The sequence below is a fragment of the Sporichthya polymorpha DSM 43042 genome (assembly GCF_000384115.1).
GTDB lineage: Bacteria > Actinomycetota > Actinomycetes > Sporichthyales > Sporichthyaceae > Sporichthya > Sporichthya polymorpha.
In genome coordinates this window covers 425,096-444,660 of record NZ_KB913029.1, presented here as the reverse complement: position 1 = coordinate 444,660, position 19,565 = coordinate 425,096, and the positions used below count along the sequence as shown (strand labels likewise).

The 19,565-nt window shown below is 69.0% G+C and carries 21 protein-coding genes; 9 read left to right on the top strand and 12 right to left on the bottom strand.

Annotated features, from left to right (window positions below; all coding sequences use genetic code 11):
• Positions 1-79 precede the first annotated feature (79 nt).
• Together SPOPO_RS0102225 and SPOPO_RS34995 are read left to right on the top strand one after the other, a co-directional pair.
• Positions 80-493 (top strand): hypothetical protein, encoded by a 414-nt coding sequence (locus SPOPO_RS0102225; RefSeq protein WP_019873152.1) that lies wholly within the window; start codon positions 80-82, stop codon positions 491-493.
• Between the two features lie 165 nt (positions 494-658).
• Entirely contained in the window at positions 659-1,000 is a 342-nt protein-coding gene (locus SPOPO_RS34995) for a hypothetical protein (protein ID WP_019873151.1), read from the top strand.
• Between the two features lie 13 nt (positions 1,001-1,013).
• Here the strand turns inward: SPOPO_RS34995 and SPOPO_RS0102215 are convergent, their stop codons facing one another.
• Entirely contained in the window at positions 1,014-3,389 is a 2,376-nt protein-coding gene (locus SPOPO_RS0102215) for a transglutaminase TgpA family protein (RefSeq protein WP_019873150.1), read from the bottom strand.
• A 122-nt stretch (positions 3,390-3,511) separates the two neighbouring features.
• Between SPOPO_RS0102215 and SPOPO_RS0102210 the strand changes: the two genes are divergently transcribed.
• From SPOPO_RS0102210 to SPOPO_RS33485, 3 genes are all read left to right on the top strand, one after another.
• A complete protein-coding gene (locus tag SPOPO_RS0102210) occupies positions 3,512-5,026 on the top strand; it encodes a multicopper oxidase family protein (RefSeq protein ID WP_019873149.1) in 1,515 nt (504 codons plus the stop codon).
• Between the two features lie 143 nt (positions 5,027-5,169).
• The gene (locus tag SPOPO_RS35455; RefSeq protein ID WP_245541683.1) at positions 5,170-5,718 is read left to right on the top strand and encodes a flagellar basal body-associated FliL family protein; all 549 of its coding nucleotides are present in this window, start codon (positions 5,170-5,172) and stop codon (positions 5,716-5,718) included.
• Between the two features lie 382 nt (positions 5,719-6,100).
• Positions 6,101-6,493: a M23 family metallopeptidase gene (locus SPOPO_RS33485; protein ID WP_245541682.1), complete on the top strand. Its 393-nt coding sequence runs from the start codon at positions 6,101-6,103 to the stop codon at positions 6,491-6,493.
• 94 nt (positions 6,494-6,587) lie between these two features.
• Here SPOPO_RS33485 and SPOPO_RS0102195 read toward each other — a convergent pair whose 3' ends face one another.
• Complete coding sequence (locus tag SPOPO_RS0102195; RefSeq protein WP_019873147.1) at positions 6,588-6,815, bottom strand: hypothetical protein; 228 nt, start codon at positions 6,813-6,815, stop codon at positions 6,588-6,590.
• Positions 6,816-7,121: 306 nt separating this feature from the next.
• On the opposite strand from SPOPO_RS0102195, the gene SPOPO_RS32220 reads away from it, so the two are divergent.
• Positions 7,122-7,577 carry a cupredoxin domain-containing protein gene (locus SPOPO_RS32220; RefSeq protein WP_084670849.1) on the top strand — a complete coding sequence of 152 codons (456 nt, stop codon included), beginning with the start codon at positions 7,122-7,124 and terminating at the stop codon, positions 7,575-7,577.
• 5 nt (positions 7,578-7,582) lie between these two features.
• Positions 7,583-8,929: a hypothetical protein gene (locus SPOPO_RS0102185; protein ID WP_019873145.1), complete on the top strand. Its 1,347-nt coding sequence runs from the start codon at positions 7,583-7,585 to the stop codon at positions 8,927-8,929.
• A 117-nt stretch (positions 8,930-9,046) separates the two neighbouring features.
• On the opposite strand, the gene SPOPO_RS27160 is transcribed toward SPOPO_RS0102185, so the two are convergent.
• The 3 genes from SPOPO_RS27160 to SPOPO_RS33480 are packed head-to-tail and all read right to left on the bottom strand — an operon-like array spanning position 9,047 to position 10,952.
• Positions 9,047-10,009, bottom strand: coding sequence for a M56 family metallopeptidase (locus tag SPOPO_RS27160; protein WP_019873143.1), 963 nt, complete (start codon positions 10,007-10,009; stop codon positions 9,047-9,049).
• On the bottom strand, positions 10,006-10,458 hold the full coding sequence (locus tag SPOPO_RS0102170; protein WP_245541680.1) for a BlaI/MecI/CopY family transcriptional regulator: 453 nt from the start codon (positions 10,456-10,458) through the stop codon (positions 10,006-10,008). The genes SPOPO_RS27160 and SPOPO_RS0102170 overlap by 4 nt, the downstream gene beginning before the upstream one ends.
• On the bottom strand, positions 10,455-10,952 hold the full coding sequence (locus SPOPO_RS33480) for a TlpA disulfide reductase family protein (RefSeq protein WP_245541679.1): 498 nt from the start codon (positions 10,950-10,952) through the stop codon (positions 10,455-10,457). Before SPOPO_RS33480 ends, SPOPO_RS0102170 begins: the two co-directional genes overlap by 4 nt.
• A gap of 566 nt (positions 10,953-11,518) precedes the next feature.
• Here SPOPO_RS33480 and SPOPO_RS27155 point away from each other — a divergent pair.
• Positions 11,519-12,493 (top strand): cytochrome c oxidase assembly protein, encoded by a 975-nt coding sequence (locus tag SPOPO_RS27155; protein ID WP_245541678.1) that lies wholly within the window; start codon positions 11,519-11,521, stop codon positions 12,491-12,493.
• Here the strand turns inward: SPOPO_RS27155 and SPOPO_RS33475 are convergent.
• Positions 12,490-12,768 (bottom strand): WhiB family transcriptional regulator, encoded by a 279-nt coding sequence (locus tag SPOPO_RS33475; protein WP_281168145.1) that lies wholly within the window; start codon positions 12,766-12,768, stop codon positions 12,490-12,492. The two genes, SPOPO_RS27155 and SPOPO_RS33475, sit on opposite strands and share 4 nt — an antisense overlap.
• Positions 12,769-12,971: 203 nt before the next feature.
• On the opposite strand from SPOPO_RS33475, the gene SPOPO_RS0102155 reads away from it, so the two are divergent.
• A complete protein-coding gene (locus SPOPO_RS0102155; RefSeq protein ID WP_028984450.1) occupies positions 12,972-13,988 on the top strand; it encodes a C40 family peptidase in 1,017 nt (338 codons plus the stop codon).
• Positions 13,989-14,022: 34 nt separating this feature from the next.
• Here the strand turns inward: SPOPO_RS0102155 and SPOPO_RS0102150 are convergent, their stop codons facing one another.
• The 6 genes from SPOPO_RS0102150 to SPOPO_RS0102125 form a co-directional block, all read right to left on the bottom strand.
• Positions 14,023-14,937, bottom strand: coding sequence for a cation diffusion facilitator family transporter (locus SPOPO_RS0102150; RefSeq protein ID WP_019873137.1), 915 nt, complete (start codon positions 14,935-14,937; stop codon positions 14,023-14,025).
• Positions 14,934-15,314 (bottom strand): ArsR/SmtB family transcription factor, encoded by a 381-nt coding sequence (locus SPOPO_RS0102145; protein WP_019873136.1) that lies wholly within the window; start codon positions 15,312-15,314, stop codon positions 14,934-14,936. Before SPOPO_RS0102145 ends, SPOPO_RS0102150 begins: the two co-directional genes overlap by 4 nt.
• A 9-nt stretch (positions 15,315-15,323) precedes the next feature.
• Positions 15,324-17,354, bottom strand: a complete 2,031-nt coding sequence (locus SPOPO_RS27145) for a bifunctional copper resistance protein CopD/cytochrome c oxidase assembly protein (protein WP_245541676.1) — start codon at positions 17,352-17,354, stop codon at positions 15,324-15,326.
• 115 nt (positions 17,355-17,469) lie between these two features.
• The gene (locus tag SPOPO_RS0102135) at positions 17,470-18,159 is read right to left on the bottom strand and encodes a DUF305 domain-containing protein (protein ID WP_245541675.1); all 690 of its coding nucleotides are present in this window, start codon (positions 18,157-18,159) and stop codon (positions 17,470-17,472) included.
• Complete coding sequence (locus tag SPOPO_RS0102130) at positions 18,159-18,746, bottom strand: thioredoxin-like domain-containing protein (RefSeq protein ID WP_084670847.1); 588 nt, start codon at positions 18,744-18,746, stop codon at positions 18,159-18,161. Before SPOPO_RS0102130 ends, SPOPO_RS0102135 begins: the two co-directional genes overlap by 1 nt.
• A gap of 166 nt (positions 18,747-18,912) precedes the next feature.
• The gene (locus SPOPO_RS0102125; RefSeq protein ID WP_156869494.1) at positions 18,913-19,431 is read right to left on the bottom strand and encodes a thioredoxin-like domain-containing protein; all 519 of its coding nucleotides are present in this window, start codon (positions 19,429-19,431) and stop codon (positions 18,913-18,915) included.
• Positions 19,432-19,565: the final 134 nt, after the last annotated feature.

Below are 19,565 nucleotides of genomic sequence, written 5' to 3'. Positions count from 1 at the left end.
GTTCGCGAAACAAAGCTCAAGTACCGTCACAAGCCGGTGGAGACCGCGAACGCGATCCGGATCGTCGGAGGTTGAGTCGATGCGGTTCTTGCGGGGTGCGGCGATCGGCGTCCTGATGGTCGGTCTGGCCACGCTCGGACCCGCTGCGGCGCCGGTCTCGGCGCACAGCGGCGGCAAGGCCGTGGTCCTCGTCGCCGATGTCACCCTCAGCCCCGAGGGCAGCGGTTGGAAGGCCAGCACGACCGTGGCGGACGGCGATTCGGGCGAGCCGCTGCGCGGGGTGGGACATCACAAGGCGTTGCTCGGATCGCCGGTGAGAACCGTGAGCCTGACCCAGGGATCAACGTTGGGGAATTACGTTGCCTCGCTGGGCCCTCTCCCTCCCGGACCAACTCACCTCGAACTCAAGGTGCGCACCCTTCCAGGTGCCGAACCGGTGATCCCCGGTTGGTGGCGATCGAGACCGGTCTCGGTGCTCTCGTCCTCGCGGTGACCGCCACGCTGGTCAGCACGCAACCGGCCAAGGCCGCCCATCGAGGCCAGCAGGCGGCCGCTGCGGCCGAGGCGGCTCCGGTCATGCTGGTGGCCTCCGCCGTCGAGACCACCATCGGCTTCCGGTTGGCTCCGGTGGTGGCGAACGCTGAGCCGGCTCCCTTTCATGACGACGCTGGTGATTCCGCCCGGACCCGCGAAGGGTCGAGGTTTCGTGGAAGCGGTCATCAGTCCTGCCTTCGGTGGCCTGCCGAACGAGCTGCACATTTCCGTCACCGACGACGGTGGAAAGCCCTACGAGATCGCGGTCGCGACCGTCGACCTGCGCGCCGTGGGCGGGCCCGAGCGCTCACCTCGATGCGGTTTGCGCAGTACGGGCGAGGGTCACTTCGCGGCGGCGTTCACGGTGCCCAGCGCCGGAAAGTGGCAGCTCGGCATCACCGTCCGCGACTCCGATGGCACGGAAGCCCTTGTCCTCGTCCCCTTCGACGCGGGTATGTCGGGGTAGTACTGACGGACCGTCAGTCGACCAGCGGCGGCCTGTAGGAACGGGGGCGAACCGGCCATCTGTTTCCTCCGGCAGAACGTCGAAGGTACAGTGACCGGGGCAGCAGCGCGGCGCGCAGTCGGGTGGCGGGGGAGACCGCAGCCGCAAGTGCGCCCACCAGATCGTCAACTGTGCTCCGGAGTTCGGCGGCGCCCGGGGCGTGCGGCTCTGCTGCAAAGCGATTTCGTTCCACTGCGCCGGTCAGCGACGACAGCTGCTGGAGGTCTTGCCGGCCCAGGGTGACGGTCCGAGCCATCGCCGCTGCGCATTGGCGCGGGGTCCCGGGCGGCCATCGATATCCGAGATCCAGGGCTCGGTCGCGCAACTCCGACCAGGCGAGCTCAGCTCTCTCGCCGGGTCGGGTCTCCGGAGTGCGTGCGCGCCGCCAGCGATGACGGCTGATCCCGGAGCGCACCAGCCGAGGGATGGTCAGCGCGCCGCTCAGGGCAATGGCGATTCCGGCGATGGACACCCACGAATTGCTCGGCGGTTCGGCTGCGGACTGCGGCTGGTCCTCGACGGGGTTCGGCAGCTCCGGCCGAGACTCGGGGCGTGTGGGCGGCTGCGAATCGGGGATCGCGGCCGAATCGGAGGCCTCTGAGTCGGGTGCCTCGTTGCTGGGATTCGCTGCGTCCGTGTTGTCATTGGCGCTGCTCGGCGCGGTCGGCGACTGCGGGGTGAGCCACCCAGGCGCTTGGGGCGTGGACGAGGCCGAGGCGGGCGTGGGCTCGAAGCGGGTCCACCCCACCCCCGCGAGGAACAGCTCCGGCCAGGCATGCGCGTCATGGGCGCTGATGATCCGGGTCAACTTGTCGAGGCCTGGCTGCCCGGCGGTAAAGCCGACGTTCACTCGGGCGGGGATGCCGAGGTGACGCGCCATCACGGCCATGGTGGAGGCGAACTGCTCGCAGTAGCCGCGGCGGTCGTCGAGGAAGTCGAGGATGGCCTCTTGTCCCGTGCCCGGTTGCTGGCGCAGGTCGTAGGTGAAGTTGGCGGGGTCGCGGAACCACTGCTGAAGCGCCAGGCCTTGCGCGAGGGGGCCGGCCACGCCCTCCACGACCTCCTGCGCGGTCCGCCGGACTTCTGCCGGCAGGTCCGCCGGCAAGCTCAGGTACGGCTCGAGATCGGCTCCTGGGGCCTCGGAACGGACATCCGAGGGCGAGGGTGACAGCTCCAGCCCGTCGACGCGGTACGACCGACCGGCGATCTGGTCCGGCCCGGTCCGACTCACGACATTGCCGGTCCGCGGGTCGACCCGCCACGACCCGTCGATCTCCAGCCGGGTGGCGGGGTAGGGCAGTGGCGCGTAGTCGGCGCGGAAGGTGTCCAGGACCTCGATCGTCGTTTGCACCTCAGCGGCCGGAACGGTCGAGGCCAGCCCAGGCGGTTGAGGCAGCGCGCTGTCGAAGTCCTTGACGACCCGCCGACTCGCTCGCCACTCGGTGCCGTCGAAGGTGTCGAGAGTGATCGCCCGCAGGTACAGCTCCTCCGGCCGCGATGCGCTGGTCCGCACCACCATCACATCCACGTCCTCCGGCCGGACCAGATCACGGCGCAGACTCACGAGAGGATTCAACGTGGCGATCGACCCGCCGCCGGTCTTGCCCAAGCCGCCTTCGCCGATTGCCCCCGCCGACAGCTGCGGCGCCAGCGCCGGGAGAGCGACCGAGACTCCCAACACGATCAGCCCGACGTGGCGAACCATGCGGCGGCCTTGGCGGCCGTGGCCTCGCCGGCCACGGTTCTCGCTCGACGCCCCGGTCTGCGCCCCATCGCGCAGGCGCTGGCCCCCGTCGCTGATCAACAGGATCAGATACCCGGCCGCCGGGAGCACGAAGAGCCAGCCCGGTAACCCCTGGGGCAACGCCAGCGCAGGGATGGCGTACACCACGAGCAGGGGGACGCCGGCCAGGGCGGGGAGACGGTAGGCGGCGAGGAGGTCGACGGCGATCGCGACTAGGGCGAGTCCCGCAGCCGTGACGAAGATCAACGACGCTGACGGCGTGAAAGGCGGTACCGCGGCGTTGATCTCGTCCAGCGCCAGCTCGTAGTGCGCCTGCAACGCGCCCGCGGTCGCTGCTCCGGGGAGCCAGCCGCCATAGGCGGTCTGCGGCGCGTAGATCGTGGTGAAGAGGACCGTCACGGCGGTGAGTTGCAGGACGGGCACCAGGAAACGGGAGATGCCGACGAGCCGCGCGGCTGCCCCGACGGCCGCGACCAGCGCAATCGCCGTCGCCGACCGGATAAACCACTCAGTCCCCTGGAGAACGGCGAACAGCAGAAAAGACGTCAAGCCAGACGCCAGCAGCGCGCTGGCGGTGACGCGCAACGTCAATCCCACCTCCGCCATACGCCCTCCACCGTGCACGTCGTCGCCGCCCCGGATCCACGATACGTTCAGAAACTACGACCCGTAGTAGGGACCAACCTGTGGGCATTCCATGACTTGCAGGGGGCGGAGTTGGAGCAGGGATGATTCGCCGCCACGAGGCCTGGCCGGCGGAGCTGGCGTCTGCCGGAATCAGTCGTCGTAGCGCGATCACGCTGGGCGCGCTCGGCCTCACCGCCGGCTGGGGCGTCACCCACGAGCGAGGCAACCGGGCCGGTGTGAGCGACCACGTCGCGCCCCCCGGCAAGTCAGGTGCCATGCTGCTTCAGCCGCAGGTACTGGCCAGCCGAGGCGGTCGGCTCCGGATCGACCTCACGGCCGCCGGCGCAGTGCGCGGCAAGCAGCGCACCGGGATGTTGACCTTCAACGGCGGCTCGCCGGGGCCAACTTTGCGCGTGCACCCCGGTGACGAACTGGCGGTGCGGCTGATCAACCGCCTCGACGAACCCACGAACCTGCACACCCATGGGTTGCGCGTCTCGCCGGAGGGAAACAGCGACAACCCGTTCCTGCACATTCATCCTGGTACCTCATTCGACTACCGCCACCGGATCCCAGCCGATCATCCGATCGGGACGTTCTGGTACCACCCGCATGCGCACGGTAAGGTCGCCGACCAGGTCTTTGGTGGGCTCTTCGGTGCGCTCCTGGTGGAGCCCCTGCCGGGGGAGGGTCCCGATCTCTCGACGGTGCAAGACCGGGTCCTCCTGATCTCGGACATCAGCTCTGATTCCGCTGGTCGCATCGCCCAGCCCACCGGCATGGAGAAGATGATGGGCCGCATCGGGGAGTCGGTCCTGGTCAACGGCCAGCACCAGCCGAGCATCGCCGCTGCTCCTGGCGCCCCGCAACGCTGGCGGATCATCAACGCCTGCACATCCCGCGTGCTGGTAATCCGGTTACAGGATCACGACCTCGTCCAGATCGCCGTCGACGGCGCCTACCTGCCTGCTCCGGCCACGAAGAAGCGGGTGGTGCTCGCCCCCGGCAACCGGGTCGACGTTCTCATCCACCCCACCGAGGCCGGCCGCTACGACCTCACAGCCGAGCCCTATCGCGACGCCATCGACACGGTGCTGAACATCGGCGCTGAAGATCAGACCGTCACCCTCGCGACCATGACCACGGCCGGGCCGCCCGCGGCCACGCCGGCGCTGCCGCGCTCCCTGCCCGCCGAGAGACTCGGCGAGACCCCGGCCTCCGTCCGACGGCGGATCACCTTCGGCATGGGCATGAGCGGCACGGAGTCCGGCGATATGGGCCACGGCGGAATGACCTTCACCATCGACGGACGCTCCTTCGACCCGGATCGCGACGACCAGATCGTCGCCCTCGGCACCATCGAGGAATGGATCGTCGTTAACGAGGACTCGTTCTTCTACCCGTTCCACCTGCACACCTGGCCGTTCACCGTGCTGGCGACGAGCGATCTGAGCCCCCTGTCCGGCGTGCCTCAGGACGTCGTGCTGGTACCCCCGAACGGCTGGGTCCGCTTACGCATCCCGTTCACAACCCACGCCGGGCGCAGCGTCTTCCACTGCCACATCCTCGACCACGAGGACGCCGGCATGATGGCTACCGTCAACGTCCGCCGGTAGGGCGGGTGGGGCTCAAGAAGAGTCGAGAGATGCCCCTGGCCGATCTCAGATTGCCGTGCGGCGCCTCACATCGAACCACGGGCGGCCGATAGGACTGACCGGCCGACAGATCGGCCGCTGGCGAACTGAGGGCGGCACCCACGATGGCAACTCCGACGGCATCACGGCCCGCCAGCGCTGACGGCGTCCGCGACGCTCAGCCAGATCGCGGCGCTTCACGCACACCGAGCGAGCCAGCCGAGTCAGAGCCTGCCGGTCGCAAGGGTTCCACCCCGAAATCGAAGAAGAAGCTCTTCATCGTCCTCGCGGTCGTCCTGGCCCTTGGCGCGGGCACTTACACCTTCCTGAAGCCGGCGCCGGCCACCAGCGGGGCGCCGGAGCCCGGGGCCGTGGTAAAGCTCGACCCGGTGACGTTGAACCTTGACGCCGGGCGCTACCTGAAGGTCGGCCTAGCCCTGCAGTTCACCGCCGTAACGTCGGCAGGCGGTGGTCACGGCGGGGGAGCCGACGGGGAGCCCGACGGGTCCAAAGCCCTCGATCTGGTGATCGAGCAACTGTCCAACCGCAAGGCTGCAGAACTGAACACCGCAGTGGGCCGAGAGGCGGCCAAGGACGCCTTGCTGGCCGCCGTCGCTGAGGCGTACCACGGCGACGTCATGGACATCTACTTCACCCAGTTCGTGATGCAGTAACAAAGGCGTAGCGCGGCGACGCGCCCGAGCCTGCGCCGCTCCCTGCCGACATTCCCTTGGGCACTCCGCGAACTCCTCAGCATTGCCGTGCACCGCCCGATAAACGGATGTGGAAAGCGTTAGTCTCAACGACATTCCTGGGTTTGTAGCCGTTCAGCAGCGGATAGCGCAGCTCGATGCCGGCTTGAGATCCCTGCGGCCGGCGAGCGCCGCTACCTCCCCTGCAGGGGACGGAGGACGCTCCGCATTCGCCGAGGTGCTGGACGCGGCGCTGAGTGCGCATCGCGGGAACGTCCCAGACCTGCCGCCCACCAGTTCAACGAAGCCCGACGCGCCGGCGATATCACGAAGCCCGAACCCGGCGGACGCAGATGAGCGGTGGGTGTCTCCTCTGCAGGGGAAAGTGACGAGCGAGTTCGGCATGCGCACGCACCCGGTTACGGGGGAGTACAAGCTGCATTCCGGAACCGACGTCGCAGGGACGCGAGGAACACCGATCCGTGCGGCCAGTTCGGGGGTCGTACTCCGTGCCCAGTGGGAAGCTGGCAACGGCAACACGGTCACCATCGATCACGGCGACGGTGTCATCACTCGGTACGCGCACACATCGCAGATGCTGGTGGAACCGGGAGAACGCGTCGAGCCTGGTGATGCGGTCGCACGGGTGGGCAGCACAGGTCTCGCCACCGGGCCGCACCTGCACTTCGAGGTCCGCCGCCGCGATGCCGCCGTCGACGCGGCTACCTGGTTAGGAGCTCGGGGGGCGAGCTTCTGACTGCGGCGTTGGTGATGACAGCGCGCCGGCACGTCGCAGCACACGTTCCTGCGAGGAGAGGAGGTGAGGCGAGCTCTCACAGCGGGAAGCCCGGCTACTCCGAGTGAAGATCTTCGATGAAGACAAGCGCGACCAGACCGATGACCGCCGCGAGTGCCAGCTGGATTGCCACACCCAGCAACGCCGCCTGCAATAGGGCTCTCGCCGAAGGCCGATTGCGGGAAGCCGTCGCGGGCGGCAGCGACTGGATGTAAGTCAGCGCGAACCCAGGTTCCGGCGGCCGCTGGATCTCGACCACCTCGTGGTCAGCGGTTGATGACATGCCCGCCCTTCTGCGACTGGTCCGGAATGCGATAAGGCGACACTACTACGGACCATCGTAGACAGTGCTCGTTGCCTTCAGGCACCCACTCGTATTCCGCGTTGACGAAGCAGGTCCTTGACGCCGGTGTGAATCCACGCCATGCCTCAGCGTTGTTCGCCGAGGTTTCCGGCGAGGATCGCCGCCGTTGCCAGAACATCACGGTCGAGCGGCGCAACGCCCTTGGCCTACTATCCGGTCTAGTACTGCGCGGGGACGCGATCTGACGCGCAGAGGCGTACCCGATAGCGAAAGGTCGAGATACGAATGCCCAGGAGCCCACGGTTCACGGTGGTGGCGGCCGGGGTCCTGTTCCTCGTCGCCGGCTGCGGCGACGACGAGGACAGCGCCTCGCAGGACCCGACTCCCGTCGTCACGGCCGGGGTCAGCCCGTCGGACACACCGAGCGTCGAGCCATCCAGGTCGGAGACTCCGAGCGCTTCCGCGGACGCCGAGGAGGGCCAGACTGTCGAGATCGACATCGTCAACGGCAAGCCGTCGGAGAAGATCGGGACGATCACCGTGAAGAAGGGCGAGAAACTCACTCTGGTGGTCACGTCGGACGCCGAGCACGAAGTCCATATCCACGCGGGAGACATCTCCTTCGAGCTCCCCGCTGGTGAGACTGTCCGGAAGACGGTCACGATCGACGCTGCGGCGGGCTCGTACGAGGTCGAGCTCGAGGACACCGGCACGCTGCTGTTCACCCTTCAGGTCCGGTAACCGCGATGGGCCCGGTCCCGTTGAACGGCGGATCCGACCTTCTGCTGGTGCACGGAGTGGGTGCGCGGCAGGACCTGCCGTTGCCTTTCGGGTATGTGCTGACCGGCGCGATCCTGGCGCTCGCGGTGTCCTTCGGGGCCCTCGCGATTCGCTGGCGGAAGTCGAAGCTGACCGGTGTGGCCTCCGGCCGCACCCTGGCCGGCTCGCTCGGTGAGTTCGCCGATTCGCCGGAGCTGCGGTGGACGCTGCGCATCCTCGGCCTGGCGATCACCGGGTTCGTCGCGTGGTGCGCGCTCGCCGGCCCGGACCTGGCGAAGAACCCGACCGCGGGCTTCGTCTACGTCCTGTTCTGGGTCGGGCTGGTGCCGGCCTCCCTGTTGTTCGGACCAGTGTGGCGACTGCTCAACCCGTTGCGGACAATCCACCTGGCGATCTGCGCGGTGGCGCGCCTGGACCCGGACGACCCGCCGTACCGGCTCCCCCGCTGGGTGGGGTACTGGCCGGCCGCGGCGGGACTCGCGTCGTTCGTGTGGCTGGAGCTGTGCGCGAACAACCGGGACTCCACCGGGACACTGACCACGTACTTTTCGATGTACGCCGGAGCCAACCTGCTCGGGGCGATGGCGTTCGGCCGGCGGTGGTTCACCCGCTGCGACGGCTTCGAAGTCTTCTCCGCCCTGATCGGCCGGCTCTCGCCGCTGGGCCGGCGCGCCGACGGGGCGATCGTCCTGCGCAACCCGCTGAACAACCTCGACGCCACACCCGAGGGGCCTGGCCTGTTCGCGATGGTCGGGGTGATGCTCGGTTCGACCGCTTTCGACTCGATCACCTCGACCACCTGGTGGTACGACCGCACCTTCGACTCGACCATGTCCCCGCAGACGCTGGCCTCGATCGCGCTGGCGATGTCCATCGGCGGAGTCACCGCCGCGTTCTGTCTCGCGTCCTGGCTGGCCGGAATCCTTTCCGGCCGCGGACCGCGGGGTAGCGCCACGGCGTTCGCGCACTCGGTGATCCCGATCGCGGTCGGCTACCTGATCGCGCACTACTTCTCGTTGCTGGTCTTCGCCGGCCAGCAGACGATCATTTACGCCTCCGACCCCATGGTCGACGGCTCAAACATCTTCGGCACCGCCGACTGGACGGTGAACTACACCGTCGTCACGATCGGACAGATCGCGACCATTCAGATGATCGCAATCGTGACCGGGCACGTATTGGGGGTGTTCGCCGCCCACGACCGCTCGGTACGCCTGTTCCCGACGCGCGGCGCGGTGATCGGACAGATCCCGATGATGGTGCTGATGATCGCCTACACCATCGGCGGACTATCACTGCTGTTCAGCGAATGACCTAGTTGCGGACTGCACCCAGGACGATCACGACGACGTAGACAATGGCGACCACACCGAAGACCAACATCGTCAGCTTGTGTGGGCGCCCGGGCTTGGACGGTTCACCCTGTGGGCTCATCGAGCCGCGAGGGCGACGGTCGTGCAGCACTCGACGAGCGCCCCTGATGCCCAGGAGGCGATCACCACCGCGATTGCGGGCATCGCGAGCAGCGTCACCACTCCGAGCGACGCAAGAGCCAGGCTGAAGGCGCTGGCCGACGTGGGCATCAGCAGCCGACGGATCCGGAGCGCGATGTCTCCACCGGACGCGGCCAGAGCCGGTCCGGCGACGGGCACGTGGGCCAGGGTCAGCAGTGCCGAGGCGACGCGGCCGGCGTCGGTCTCGCGTGCCGCCGCGTCGTCGGCCGCCATCTCCACCAGACCCGGGACGGCCGCCGCGGCCGAACGGAACAGCGGAATGAAGAAGAAGGCGTTTCCGAGCCCGTTCGCCGCGACGACCACCAGGTGGTGTCGGGCCCGCACGTGGGCGCGCTCATGGGCGAGGACGGCCTCGAGCTCGGGTCGCGCAAGAGAGTGCACGGCTGCGCTGGTGATCACGATGGCTGCGTTGCGGCCCGGGAGGCAGTACGCATGGGGCACCGGGTGGTCGACGACCAACGCCCCGATCTCGTCGTCGTGGTGTGCCACCAGCGCGAGTCGAAGGCCGTGATGTCGACGACGCCGCGACGCCGACGCCAACCCGGTGCTGAGGAACCACACGGTTCGCCCGGCGACGCCCAGCGCCAGCACTAGCCCGCCCCCGACGACGACTGCACCTTCCGGCGTGCCGAGCGCCGACCACACGGCCCCCGCACACGAGAGGAACGGGTGGGTGAAGGCCTGCGGAGACACGCTGTCGGGGTCCGCCAGGGCCACGCCCGCGAGGATTGCCGAGACGATGAACGAAGCGCTGGCGGCCTGCCACGCCGCAAGCGCGAGGCGCGGGCACCGGGTTGGCCACGCGGCATCCCGGAGCAGACGCGGGACCCCCACCGCCACGACGACGGCCCACAGGACCAACAGGGCGCCGGTGGTCATCGCCGACGGCGCCGGGCTCGTGGCGGCGGCTGGTTTGCCGCCACCATGTCGAACGCGCGCCGTAGCTCGGCCGCTTCCGCCGCGTCGAGCCGTTCCAGGAAGGCGACGAGCGTGGCACTGCGATCCGAGCTCGCCGAGAGCGCCTCGCCCATGAGATCGGCGGTGTACTGCTCCCGGGTGATCGCGGGGCGGTACTCGTAGGCGCGGCCCACCGGCTCGCGCAGGAGCCAGCCCTTGCGGTGCAGCTTGTCCATCACGGTCATCACGGTGGTGTAGGCCAGGGAGCGTTCAAGATTGAGATCGGTGTGGACCTTGCGCACCGTCATCGCTTCGTCCGCGGCCCACATCCGGTCCATGATCGCGGCCTCAAGGTCGCCGAACCCTCGCACAGGAATCCTTTCCGGCCGAGGCCCGTCGCCAGCGCCGTTGCTCGCGAGCATGGTACTCATGCGGACTCCGCCAGCACGTCCTCGACCAGGCCCACAAACGTGCGCATGGTGCCGGCCCCCACGATGCGGGCGGCGACGCGTCCTTCGCGATCGAGAATGATCGTGCTGGGTATCGCGCGGGGAGGCAGGGTGCGCCGGAAGGCCAGCTGGAGGCGTCCGTCCGGGTCCCGCAGGCTGGGGTAGGAGATTCCGTACCGCCGTTCGAACGCCTCGGCCGCGCCGGCGGCGTCGTCACGAGTGTTGAGGCCGAGGAACTGCACGCCGTATCGCTTGAGCCGATTCCACGCCGCCTCCAGCTCGGGACCCTCCTTGCGGCAGGGGGCGCACCACGAACCCCAGATGTTGATCAGCACGACCTTTCCCCGCAGGCTCGCCACGTCGAGCCGGTCAGTGCTGCCGAGGAGAGGCCCTTCCAGCGAAATCGGAGAGCCACGCTGGGAGGGGCCGATGATGGTGACGGCCCCCGACCCGGAAACGAATCCGGACTCACTCACCGACGAACCTGGTGAGGAGCCGCCCCCGCCGCACCCGGCGAGCAAACTCGCGGCGGCGGAAACGGTGAGAAGCGCCCGCCTGCGTGGATGGGTCCCTTGGAGCACGTTCACACCACCCTCCAGGGAAGCCTCCGACCGGCAACTACTATCGTACATAGGAGTTAGGTGAAACGGTCCGGCTACCGTGCGGGGTGCGAGACAAGTGGGGTTCGGACTCGAACGGCTCCTGGCGCATGCGTCTACTCCGCCGCCCATCCCCCTCGACGAGTCGAAGGTGTCGCCCGGCGTGCTCGGCCTGGGTTTCTTCCTCGCCAGCGTGGTCGCCGTGGGTCTGCTGGGCCGGTCCATCATCGGGCGGATGAAGCGGTTGGACGCGGCACGTCAGCCAGGAGGCTGGGCGGAACGTAATTCGGGGGCACCCGAGCCTGCCGTCGCCACGTCGGAAACCGCGGCTCCCGCGTCTGTGCCGGCGGAAGCCCTGCGACCGCACCCTGCCGTTGACGACGATTGACATGATCCAGGTTGGGGTGGCTCAGGTCGGGGTGATCCCGGTCTGGCTTGTGCCAGTGTCCGCGGATTTGGAGCCGCTGACGTCCACCACCGCCGCATGGCGGGGCTGGACGACCGACTGGCCGATGCTCGCCGTCGCGGTCGGCCTGTCCCTCGCCTATCTCGCGGGCGTGCACCGCGCGAAGCGGCTCGGTGCCCGCTGGCCCTGGTACCGGACCGCCGCATTCCTGTCCGGAACGGGCTCGCTGGTGCTGATCACGCACTCGTTCCTGGGCGCGTACGCCGACACCCTGTTCTGGGCGCGGGCCACGATGGTGTCCGCGGTGTTCATCGTCGTGCCGCTGCTGCTGGCGCTGGGGATGCCGCTATCACTCGTGGCGGCCGGGATGTCGCCGTCTCACCGTCGAGCCGCTGCCGACCTGCTGCGCAGCTCGGCGGCTCGACGCCTCGGGCACCCGTTCTTCGGGGCGGCCCTGTTTCTGGTGTTGCCGTGGATCTACTTCTTCTCGCCCTGGTTCGAAGCGACGCTGCGCCACGAGGTCGCCGACGTGCTCAGCCTGACGACCTTGCTCTTTCTCGGCTTCGTCTACTACTGGACCCGGCTGCAGCTCGACCCCGTCCCGGCTCGCTATCCCCAGTTGCTGTCGATGTTCATCGGGATGGGCGAGGTGATCGCGAACGCTGCGCTCGGGCTCGCGCTGATCACCGGCGGGGGAGTCATCGCGCCTGACTTCTACGCCGAAGTCGCCCGGGACTGGGGGCCGACCCTGGCTATGGATCAGAAGATCGGCGGCGGCTGGTACTGGCTGGTCGGCCACATCGCCGGCATCCCGTTCATCATCATCGCGTTCTGGCTGGCGCGGCTGGCTGATGCGCAGACCGCCCGCGAGGTCGATGCGGTGCTGGACGAACTGCACGTCGACGAGGGCCCGATGGTCCGACCCTGGTGGGAATCGGATCCTCGCTTCACGCATCTGCGCACCGGAGGGCGCCCGGGCGGCGCACCGCTGCGGACGGGTGAGGGCGACTAGGGCTGCCAGGACCGGCGGCCCCGGCGGAGCAGGAGCTCCCGCTCCTCTTCGGTCGTGCCGCCCCAAACCCCGAACTCCTGCCGGGAACGGAGCGCCCAGTCCAGACAGGCTGCTGTGACCGGACAACGACGACAAACCGACAGGGCACGGCTGGCATCACTAAGCGCCGGGCCCGCCGTTCCGATGGGGAAGAAGATGTCCGGATCCATGGCAGCGCACTCCGCAGCGGTGCGCCAATCGACCGCTTCTGCCGATGGTCGGTGTGACGCCTTCACCTGCGCGTCCCTCCCAGGGTCGTGCCTTGTACTATCGTAAATAGTAGTATCCTTCGACCTGCGAACCAGCGACGGATCGGTTCAAGGGCAGGTCAACACCGGGCAGACGGCGTGCTCGTCCTGTGTCCACCAACTAGCGTCTCCTATCAGGGTTAGTAGTGCATGTGCGCGTCGGTGCGCTGACCAGTTGCGGAGGGTGCGTGATGATTCGTCGCCGACGCCCGCGCGGGCTGCGACCGCTTCTCGCTGCGGGCGCCGCCAGCGCTGCCGCTGTCGTCGCCGTGACCGGTCTGACGGGCTCCGTCCGGGCGGAGCCACAGCTCGACGTTGCCGAAGCGCGTCGCCAGGTCGAGATCCTCTACCACCAGGCCGAGCAGGCGACCGAGCGCTACAACGATGCCCGGATCTCCCTGCGTGAGGCGGAGGGCAACTTCGATCGCACCCAGCGGCGTGCGGCCAGCCAACAGGCGGAGGTCGCCGCGCTGCAGTCCTCGGTCGGCGCGTTCGCTGCTGCGGCCTATCGCAACGGCGGCCTCGACCGGACGCTGCAGCTCGTGTTCGCGGACGATCCCGACGCCTTCCTGGAGCGGGCCACGTCGCTGGACGCCCTCACCACCCGCGAGGCGGCGTCGTTGCGGAAGGTGGTCGAGGCCCGGCGCGAGCTGGTGGCCGATCAAACTGCTGCCGCCCAGCATCTGGCCGCAGTCGAAGCGCAGCGTAAGACGCTCGCGGTGGAGAAGTCGCAGGTCGAGCAGAAGCTGCGCGCCGCCCGTGAGGTCCTGAACCGGCTGACGGCCCGTCAGCAGTCCCAGTTCGACCGCGCTTCCCGTAGCGATCCGCGCACGATGCTGGCGAGCCTTCCGATTCCGGAGACCGCCCGCGCGGCCAAGGCTGTCGACTTCGCGATCAAGCAGCTCGGCGACCGCTACGTATGGGCGGCCGCCGGGCCCGACGCCTGGGACTGTTCCGGCCTGACGATGATGGCGTGGCGGGAGGCCGGCGTCTCCTTGCCGCACTCCTCGCGGCTGCAGTTCCAGACCGGCCGAAAAGTCTCGCGCGCGGAACTCATCCCGGGCGACCTGGTGTACTTCTACAGCCCGATCAGCCACGTCGCGATCTATGTCGGCAACGGGCTGATGGTGGATGCGCCCAACCCGCGCGACCGCGTGAAGATCCGACCGGTCACGGACATGCCTTGGGCGGGCGCCACCCGACCCTGACCCACCGTCAGGACCTGCACCGGCCTTTCCGCCCTCACGCGTGTGCGTGTCGTTCGTGGGCCGAGTGCGATGCGGCTTCGAACTGAATCGTCGAGTGCTCCACGTCGAAGACCCCCGCCAGCCTGTCCTGAGCCTCGTCGAGCAGCGTCATGAGGTGTCCGTCGTGGAAGCAGTCGTCGTCCACCACCAGGTGCACGGTGAGCACGGGTAGCCCCGTTCCGACCGTCGATGCGTGGAGGTCGTGCACGGCCTGCACATGGGGGAGCTCCAACAGGTGGCGCCGGACCTCGGTCATGTCGAGGTCGCTCGGCGTGGCTTCGAGCAGGATGTTGACCGCCTGGCGCAGGATCCGCCACGTCCGCGGCACGATCAGAACGCCGATCAGCAACGACACGACGGCGTCGGCGCGCGCCCACCCGGTCAGGGCGATGACCGCCGCGGCGACGAGCACCGCCACCGAGCCGAGGGCGTCGTTGATCACCTCGAGCATGGCGGCCCGGGTGTTCAGGTTCTCGCCGTGCGTACGGCGAGCACGGGCGAGCAGACCGATCGCCACCGCATTGCCCAGGAGGCCGACCACGCCGAAGACGACCATCACACCGGACTCGATCTCGCCCGGGTCGAACATCCGGCGGACTGCCTCAACGAGAATGTAGCTCGCCACCGCAAGCAACACCGCCGCCTGCGCGGCGGCCGCCAGGATTTCCGCGCGCCGGTAGCCCCAGGTGAGCCGGTCACTCGGAGGCCTCTGCATCAACACCGCGGCGAACAACGCCAAAGAGAGCCCGGCGGCATCGGTGAGCATGTGCCCGGCATCCGCGAGTAGGGCGAGACTGCCCGACCAGAGGGCGCCGACAACCTCGGCGATCAAGACCACGAGGGTGACACCGAGGACGCTGGCCAGCACAGTCTTGGGTGCACTGGCCTGGTGGTCGTGGTCGTGGCTCATCGCAGACTGCCCCGCTTCGGCGTCACGGCCTCCGCGGTCACGCAGAGCACGACCTGCTCACCGGTAGCTGCGAGGAAGGATTCCGCGGCGGTCAGCAGGTCGAACAGCTCCGGACGGGACAGGCAATACCAGGAAGCCCGGCCCTCGGGACGGACCGTCACCAGACCGCAGTCCCGCAGGCAGGCCAGGTGCTCGGACACCGTGGACTGGGCCAACCCGAGGTGGTCGACGAGGTCGACGACGCGGTGCTCCCCCCGGGTCAGGTGCTGCACAATCGCGAGCCGGTTGGGTTCCGACAGCCCCCGGAACAGGCACGCAGCGGCCATCAGCTGCCGGTCCGAAGACGCGGCCCGGGGGGCAGGGGTCCTCATCGGCATCTACCGATGTTATCGGTGATCGCCGATTTTTGGAACCCATCCGTCCGTCCGCGGCGCCGGGGCGCCCTCGGCGAGCCGCGCCAGGTACGCGTTGTACGCCTGCAGATCCGCGTCACCGTCCCGGTCGGCGCGCCGATCCAGACGTCGGGCCTCCCGTCGATCGGCCGTCAGCCAGGCGCGACCCAGAGCCAGCGCCATCACTACTACGGGAATGTCGCCGAAGCCCCAGGCAAAACCCCCGCCGCGCTGTTGGTCGGCCAACAGGCTCGGTCCCCACTCGCGGGGAATCGCGGCGAACCAGGACTCGGCGAGGACCGTGGTGCTGCTCATCTGCGCCAGGCCGAAGAAGGCGTGGAACGCGAATGTGCCCAGCAGGAGCATCACCCGGAACACGTATGGCGGGCGCTCCGGCCCGGGGTCCGGCCCGCAGATCACCCACGCGAAGACGTAGCCCGCGAGGAGGAAATGAGCTGTCATCAGAACGTGGCCGGCGTGGGTGCGCAGCGCCAGTTCGAACAGGCCGGTGTTGTAGAACAGCACCAGGCTGATGACGAAGTTGCCCGCGGCCACCGGCGGCCAGGCGAGCAGTCGAAACGCCCGCGCGTGCACCAGGACCAACAGCCATTCCCGTGGACCCCGGCTCCCGTCGGCCCGGCTGGGCAGGGTGCGCAGCGCCAGCGTCACCGGCGCCGCGAGCACGAGGAGTACCGGCACCAACATGGCGATCGTCATGTGCGAGACCATGTGCATGCTGAACAGGACGCGGCCGTAGGCTCCCGGCGCGCCGTTGGTGGCCCAGACCAGGAGGACGCACCCCGCCACCCACGACAGGAGGCGGAGAACCGGCCAGCGGTCTCCGCGCCGGTGCAGCTGGATGACGGCGCGCACGTACCAGCCCGCCGCAAGTCCGGCGACGCTGAGCCACATCAGGTCGGTGCGCCATGCGGTCAGCCACCCCAGGCGTGTCAGCTCGGCGGGGACGGGATATCCCAGCGGCGATTCAAACGCAGGGAGGAGCTCCGATTCGTCCGTCGATCCGGGGCTGGTCCGGGAGAGTGCGACACCCAGCCCGACAGCCGTCGCCAGGAGAATCACCTCGACGCGGGCGAGATGCAGGAGTTGCCCCGTGGTCACGGCATCGACGGCAGTGGACAGCAGCGCCCGACGTTGGCGGACGGCGATCGCGGCGATCACAATGAGGACGCACACCTTCGCGATCAGCAGCGCTCCGTAGTCCGAGCGGAGACCGGACCAGCCGTCCAGTCGCAACACCGCGTTGCCGACGCCCGAAATCGCCACGACCGCGAAGCACCACCCGGCCAGTCGCGAGTAGCGGGTGGCGACGACCCGCCCGGCCGCGCCGAGGTGTGGGCGCAGAAGCAGCAGGGCCGCAAGACCCCCCACCCAGACGCTGACTCCGACCACATGTGCGGCCTGGAGCGTTACTCCGTTGCCGTGGTTGGCGTCACCGGAGGAATGACCGGTGAGAGCCAGCGGGAACAACGCGACCAGCGCGGCGAGAGCGAGCAGCCCGGCGCTCGAGACGCGGATCACAAGGAGGCAGCCGGCGGCCACCGCGCCCGCCATCAGCGCGCTGACGGCGTAGGACCGGCCCAGATCGAACTCGGTGATGAAGAAGCGGAGTTGCCCGGTAAAGCCTGAGGAGAACGGGGACACCCCGGACAGGTCCGCGTAGCTGAGGACGAGCACGCCGAAGCCGGCACCTGCCCACACGAGCGCGCCCGCCCCGGCTGCGCGTGTCGCCCGCAACCCGGTTGCCCCGAGGTCACGTCCGCGGCTCCCCGGCTGGGCGGGCACGAGGACAGCGGCGAGCACCAGCAGTCCGATGGTTCCCGCCGCCGCAACATCGTGCATCGCTTTCAACATGGGCAGGCCCCAGCGCGCGAGGGAGCCCGGGTCGGGGACGCCGGCGGGAAGGGCTGCTGCTCCGCCGGTCAGCAGCACCGCGCCGCAGGCGACGGCGATCGCCGTCAACGGGACCGCAAGCCCGACCACCGATTTCGGACCGGAGCGCGTCATCGTCCGCGGCTCCGCCCGCGGGGCCGTCCCCGTCGGCGTCGGCCCATGACCAGCAGGAGGGCGAGCACAGAGACCACCGGTGCCAGCGCAAGGAGAGCCAGAAGGGCGTCGCCCGTCACCGCGTGCCTGTGCGTTGGGCCAGCAGCGCGTCGAGCGCCTCGATCTCCGCGGACTGGGCTTTGACGATTGTTTCGGCCAGGCGCCGCACGTCGTCCGGGAGTTCGAAGGTCAAGGCCGCCTCGGCCATCGCCACCCCACCGCGGTGGTGCTCAATCATGCGATTGAGGAACCACGCCTCGGCCTGGCGGCCCCGCAAGGTGGCTAGCTTCTGGACGTCTGCGGCCGGGACCATCCCGGGCATCGCGTGATCCATCGCCGTCGTGCCGCTCCCGTCGTCGCCGCCGGACCCGGGATGGGCCGCGGCCGCCCACGCCATCCGCGGGCCCTCCCCGGTTTGAGGGAGGTCCCACAGCTGGAGCCAGGCGAACATCTGCCCGATCTGGTGCTGCTGCCCCAGGGCGATGTCGTAGGCGAGGGTGCGAATCTCCGGGTCTTGCGTGCGGTCCCGGATGATCATCGACATCTCCACCGCCTGCGCGTGGTGGGTCTGCATGTCGCGGGCGAATCCGGCGGCCGCCGAGTCGTCAGCCGGCGCCGTGGACGAGTCGCTGTCCAGCCGCAGCCCGAGGAGCACCCCGGCGGCAGCAACCAGCAGAACGACGCACAGAGCGAGCGGCCACCGCTGCCCGCGGCGTGCGCCGGCCCGATTGGGCGAACTGGTGACGGCCGGGTCGATGTCGACCATCACGAACTGCCTGGGGAGCCGCTTCCGTCGATGCCACCTGTGCACGGCGCCCCGGGCTCGGGTGCCTGCTCGCCCAGGCGGAAGGCGCGGATGAACTCAGCGAGGCGGGGATCGTCGGGGGCGTCGAGCGGCAGCTGGCGGCCCCACGCTGAGGCGACCACCGGACTCGGCAGGCCCGGGTACGGCGACAGGAGGCCGAAGGAGTCGGGCATCGCCTTCTTGAGCGTCGCCACTTGGGCGGCCGGCAGGTCGGGGCGGTAGGTGAGCCAGACCGCGCCGTGCTCCATCGCGTGCACGGCGTTCTCGTTCGGAACCGGCGCGGTGTAGGTCCCGCAGTTGAGCCAGGCCGCGGCGTGCTCACCTCCGGCCGGCGGAGTCTGTTCGTACTTCACAGGAGTCGCCACGTGCCCAGCTTTCGGGGAAGACGTCAGCACCCCCGGGATCTCTTGGCTGGCTGCGGTTGTGTTGTCGTCGTCCTTACTCACGGCCACGGCGATGACGGCGATGAAGACGGCGACAGCCCCCACTCCGGCCGCGGAGCCCGCAATGGTCCGGCGGCGCTGGCGGCGGGCCTGCTCGCGCCGCATGGCCTCCACCTTGGTGCGCCGATTCTCCGGGGCGTTCGTGGGGCGCGGCGAAGTCGACTTCGCCTTGCTGCTGGAGCGAGCCTTCTGGGTCAACGCGAACTCCCGGGCTGCAGTGTCGATGGCGGACCCAACCTACTACGAACGATAGGAGTGAGGCCCGGCGGCGTCAGCCGCCGACGCCGCCGGCGCACGGTGCTCCAGCCTCCGGCGCTTGGGGGCCGAGTCGGAAGCGCCGGATGAATTCCAGCAGTCTCGGGTCCGCCGGATTGGAGATCGCGAGCTGGCGGCCCCAGGCAGAAACGACGATCGGACTGGGAAGGCCCGGGTAGGGCGAGAGAATCGTGTAGTCCAGGGGGGCGAGATCGAGCAGGCGTTTGAGGTCCGGGACCGCGAGCTTGGGGTGGTAGGTGATCCACACCGCCCCGTGTTCGAGGGAGTGGACCGCGTTCTCATCGGGAACCGGCCGTGTGTAGGTCGCGCAGTTCAGCCAGGCGGGCGCGTGGTCTCCCCCGGCCGGCGGCGTCTCCGTGTACCGCACCTTCCCGTCGACGTGGCGGGCGGTGGGTGTGGTGGTCACCGTGCCGAAGAGCTCGCTGGGCGGCCCCCCGGCGTCACTACCGGCATCCAGGCCCTGGAAGGCGAGAGCTCCGACCGCGCTCGCGGTCAACACGCCGGCGGCGAGCATCAGTACCAGCATTACGGGATCGCGAGCGGGCTTCCCGCGGCGACTTCCGCGCTCCGAGTTCGGCGTCAGGCAGCTCACCTCGACTCGTCGGATACATCAGTCACCACGGTGCGACCTACTACTCGAATTAGTAG

Coding starts and splice junctions, on each gene's coding strand:
- SPOPO_RS0102225 (WP_019873152.1), top strand. CDS start 80: ATGCGGTTCTTGCGGGGTGCGGCGATCGGCGTCCTGATGGTCGGTCTG.
- SPOPO_RS34995 (WP_019873151.1), top strand. CDS start 659: ATGACGACGCTGGTGATTCCGCCCGGACCCGCGAAGGGTCGAGGTTTC.
- SPOPO_RS0102215 (WP_019873150.1), bottom strand. CDS start 3,389: ATGGCGGAGGTGGGATTGACGTTGCGCGTCACCGCCAGCGCGCTGCTG.
- SPOPO_RS0102210 (WP_019873149.1), top strand. CDS start 3,512: ATGATTCGCCGCCACGAGGCCTGGCCGGCGGAGCTGGCGTCTGCCGGA.
- SPOPO_RS35455 (WP_245541683.1), top strand. CDS start 5,170: ATGGCAACTCCGACGGCATCACGGCCCGCCAGCGCTGACGGCGTCCGC.
- SPOPO_RS0102195 (WP_019873147.1), bottom strand. CDS start 6,815: ATGTCATCAACCGCTGACCACGAGGTGGTCGAGATCCAGCGGCCGCCG.
- SPOPO_RS32220 (WP_084670849.1), top strand. CDS start 7,122: ATGCCCAGGAGCCCACGGTTCACGGTGGTGGCGGCCGGGGTCCTGTTC.
- SPOPO_RS0102185 (WP_019873145.1), top strand. CDS start 7,583: ATGGGCCCGGTCCCGTTGAACGGCGGATCCGACCTTCTGCTGGTGCAC.
- SPOPO_RS27160 (WP_019873143.1), bottom strand. CDS start 10,009: ATGACCACCGGCGCCCTGTTGGTCCTGTGGGCCGTCGTCGTGGCGGTG.
- SPOPO_RS0102170 (WP_245541680.1), bottom strand. CDS start 10,458: ATGAGTACCATGCTCGCGAGCAACGGCGCTGGCGACGGGCCTCGGCCG.
- SPOPO_RS0102155 (WP_028984450.1), top strand. CDS start 12,972: ATGATTCGTCGCCGACGCCCGCGCGGGCTGCGACCGCTTCTCGCTGCG.
- SPOPO_RS0102150 (WP_019873137.1), bottom strand. CDS start 14,937: ATGAGCCACGACCACGACCACCAGGCCAGTGCACCCAAGACTGTGCTG.
- SPOPO_RS0102145 (WP_019873136.1), bottom strand. CDS start 15,314: ATGCCGATGAGGACCCCTGCCCCCCGGGCCGCGTCTTCGGACCGGCAG.
- SPOPO_RS27145 (WP_245541676.1), bottom strand. CDS start 17,354: ATGACGCGCTCCGGTCCGAAATCGGTGGTCGGGCTTGCGGTCCCGTTG.
- SPOPO_RS0102135 (WP_245541675.1), bottom strand. CDS start 18,159: ATGGTCGACATCGACCCGGCCGTCACCAGTTCGCCCAATCGGGCCGGC.
- SPOPO_RS0102130 (WP_084670847.1), bottom strand. CDS start 18,746: ATGCGGCGCGAGCAGGCCCGCCGCCAGCGCCGCCGGACCATTGCGGGC.
- SPOPO_RS0102125 (WP_156869494.1), bottom strand. CDS start 19,431: ATGCTCGCCGCCGGCGTGTTGACCGCGAGCGCGGTCGGAGCTCTCGCC.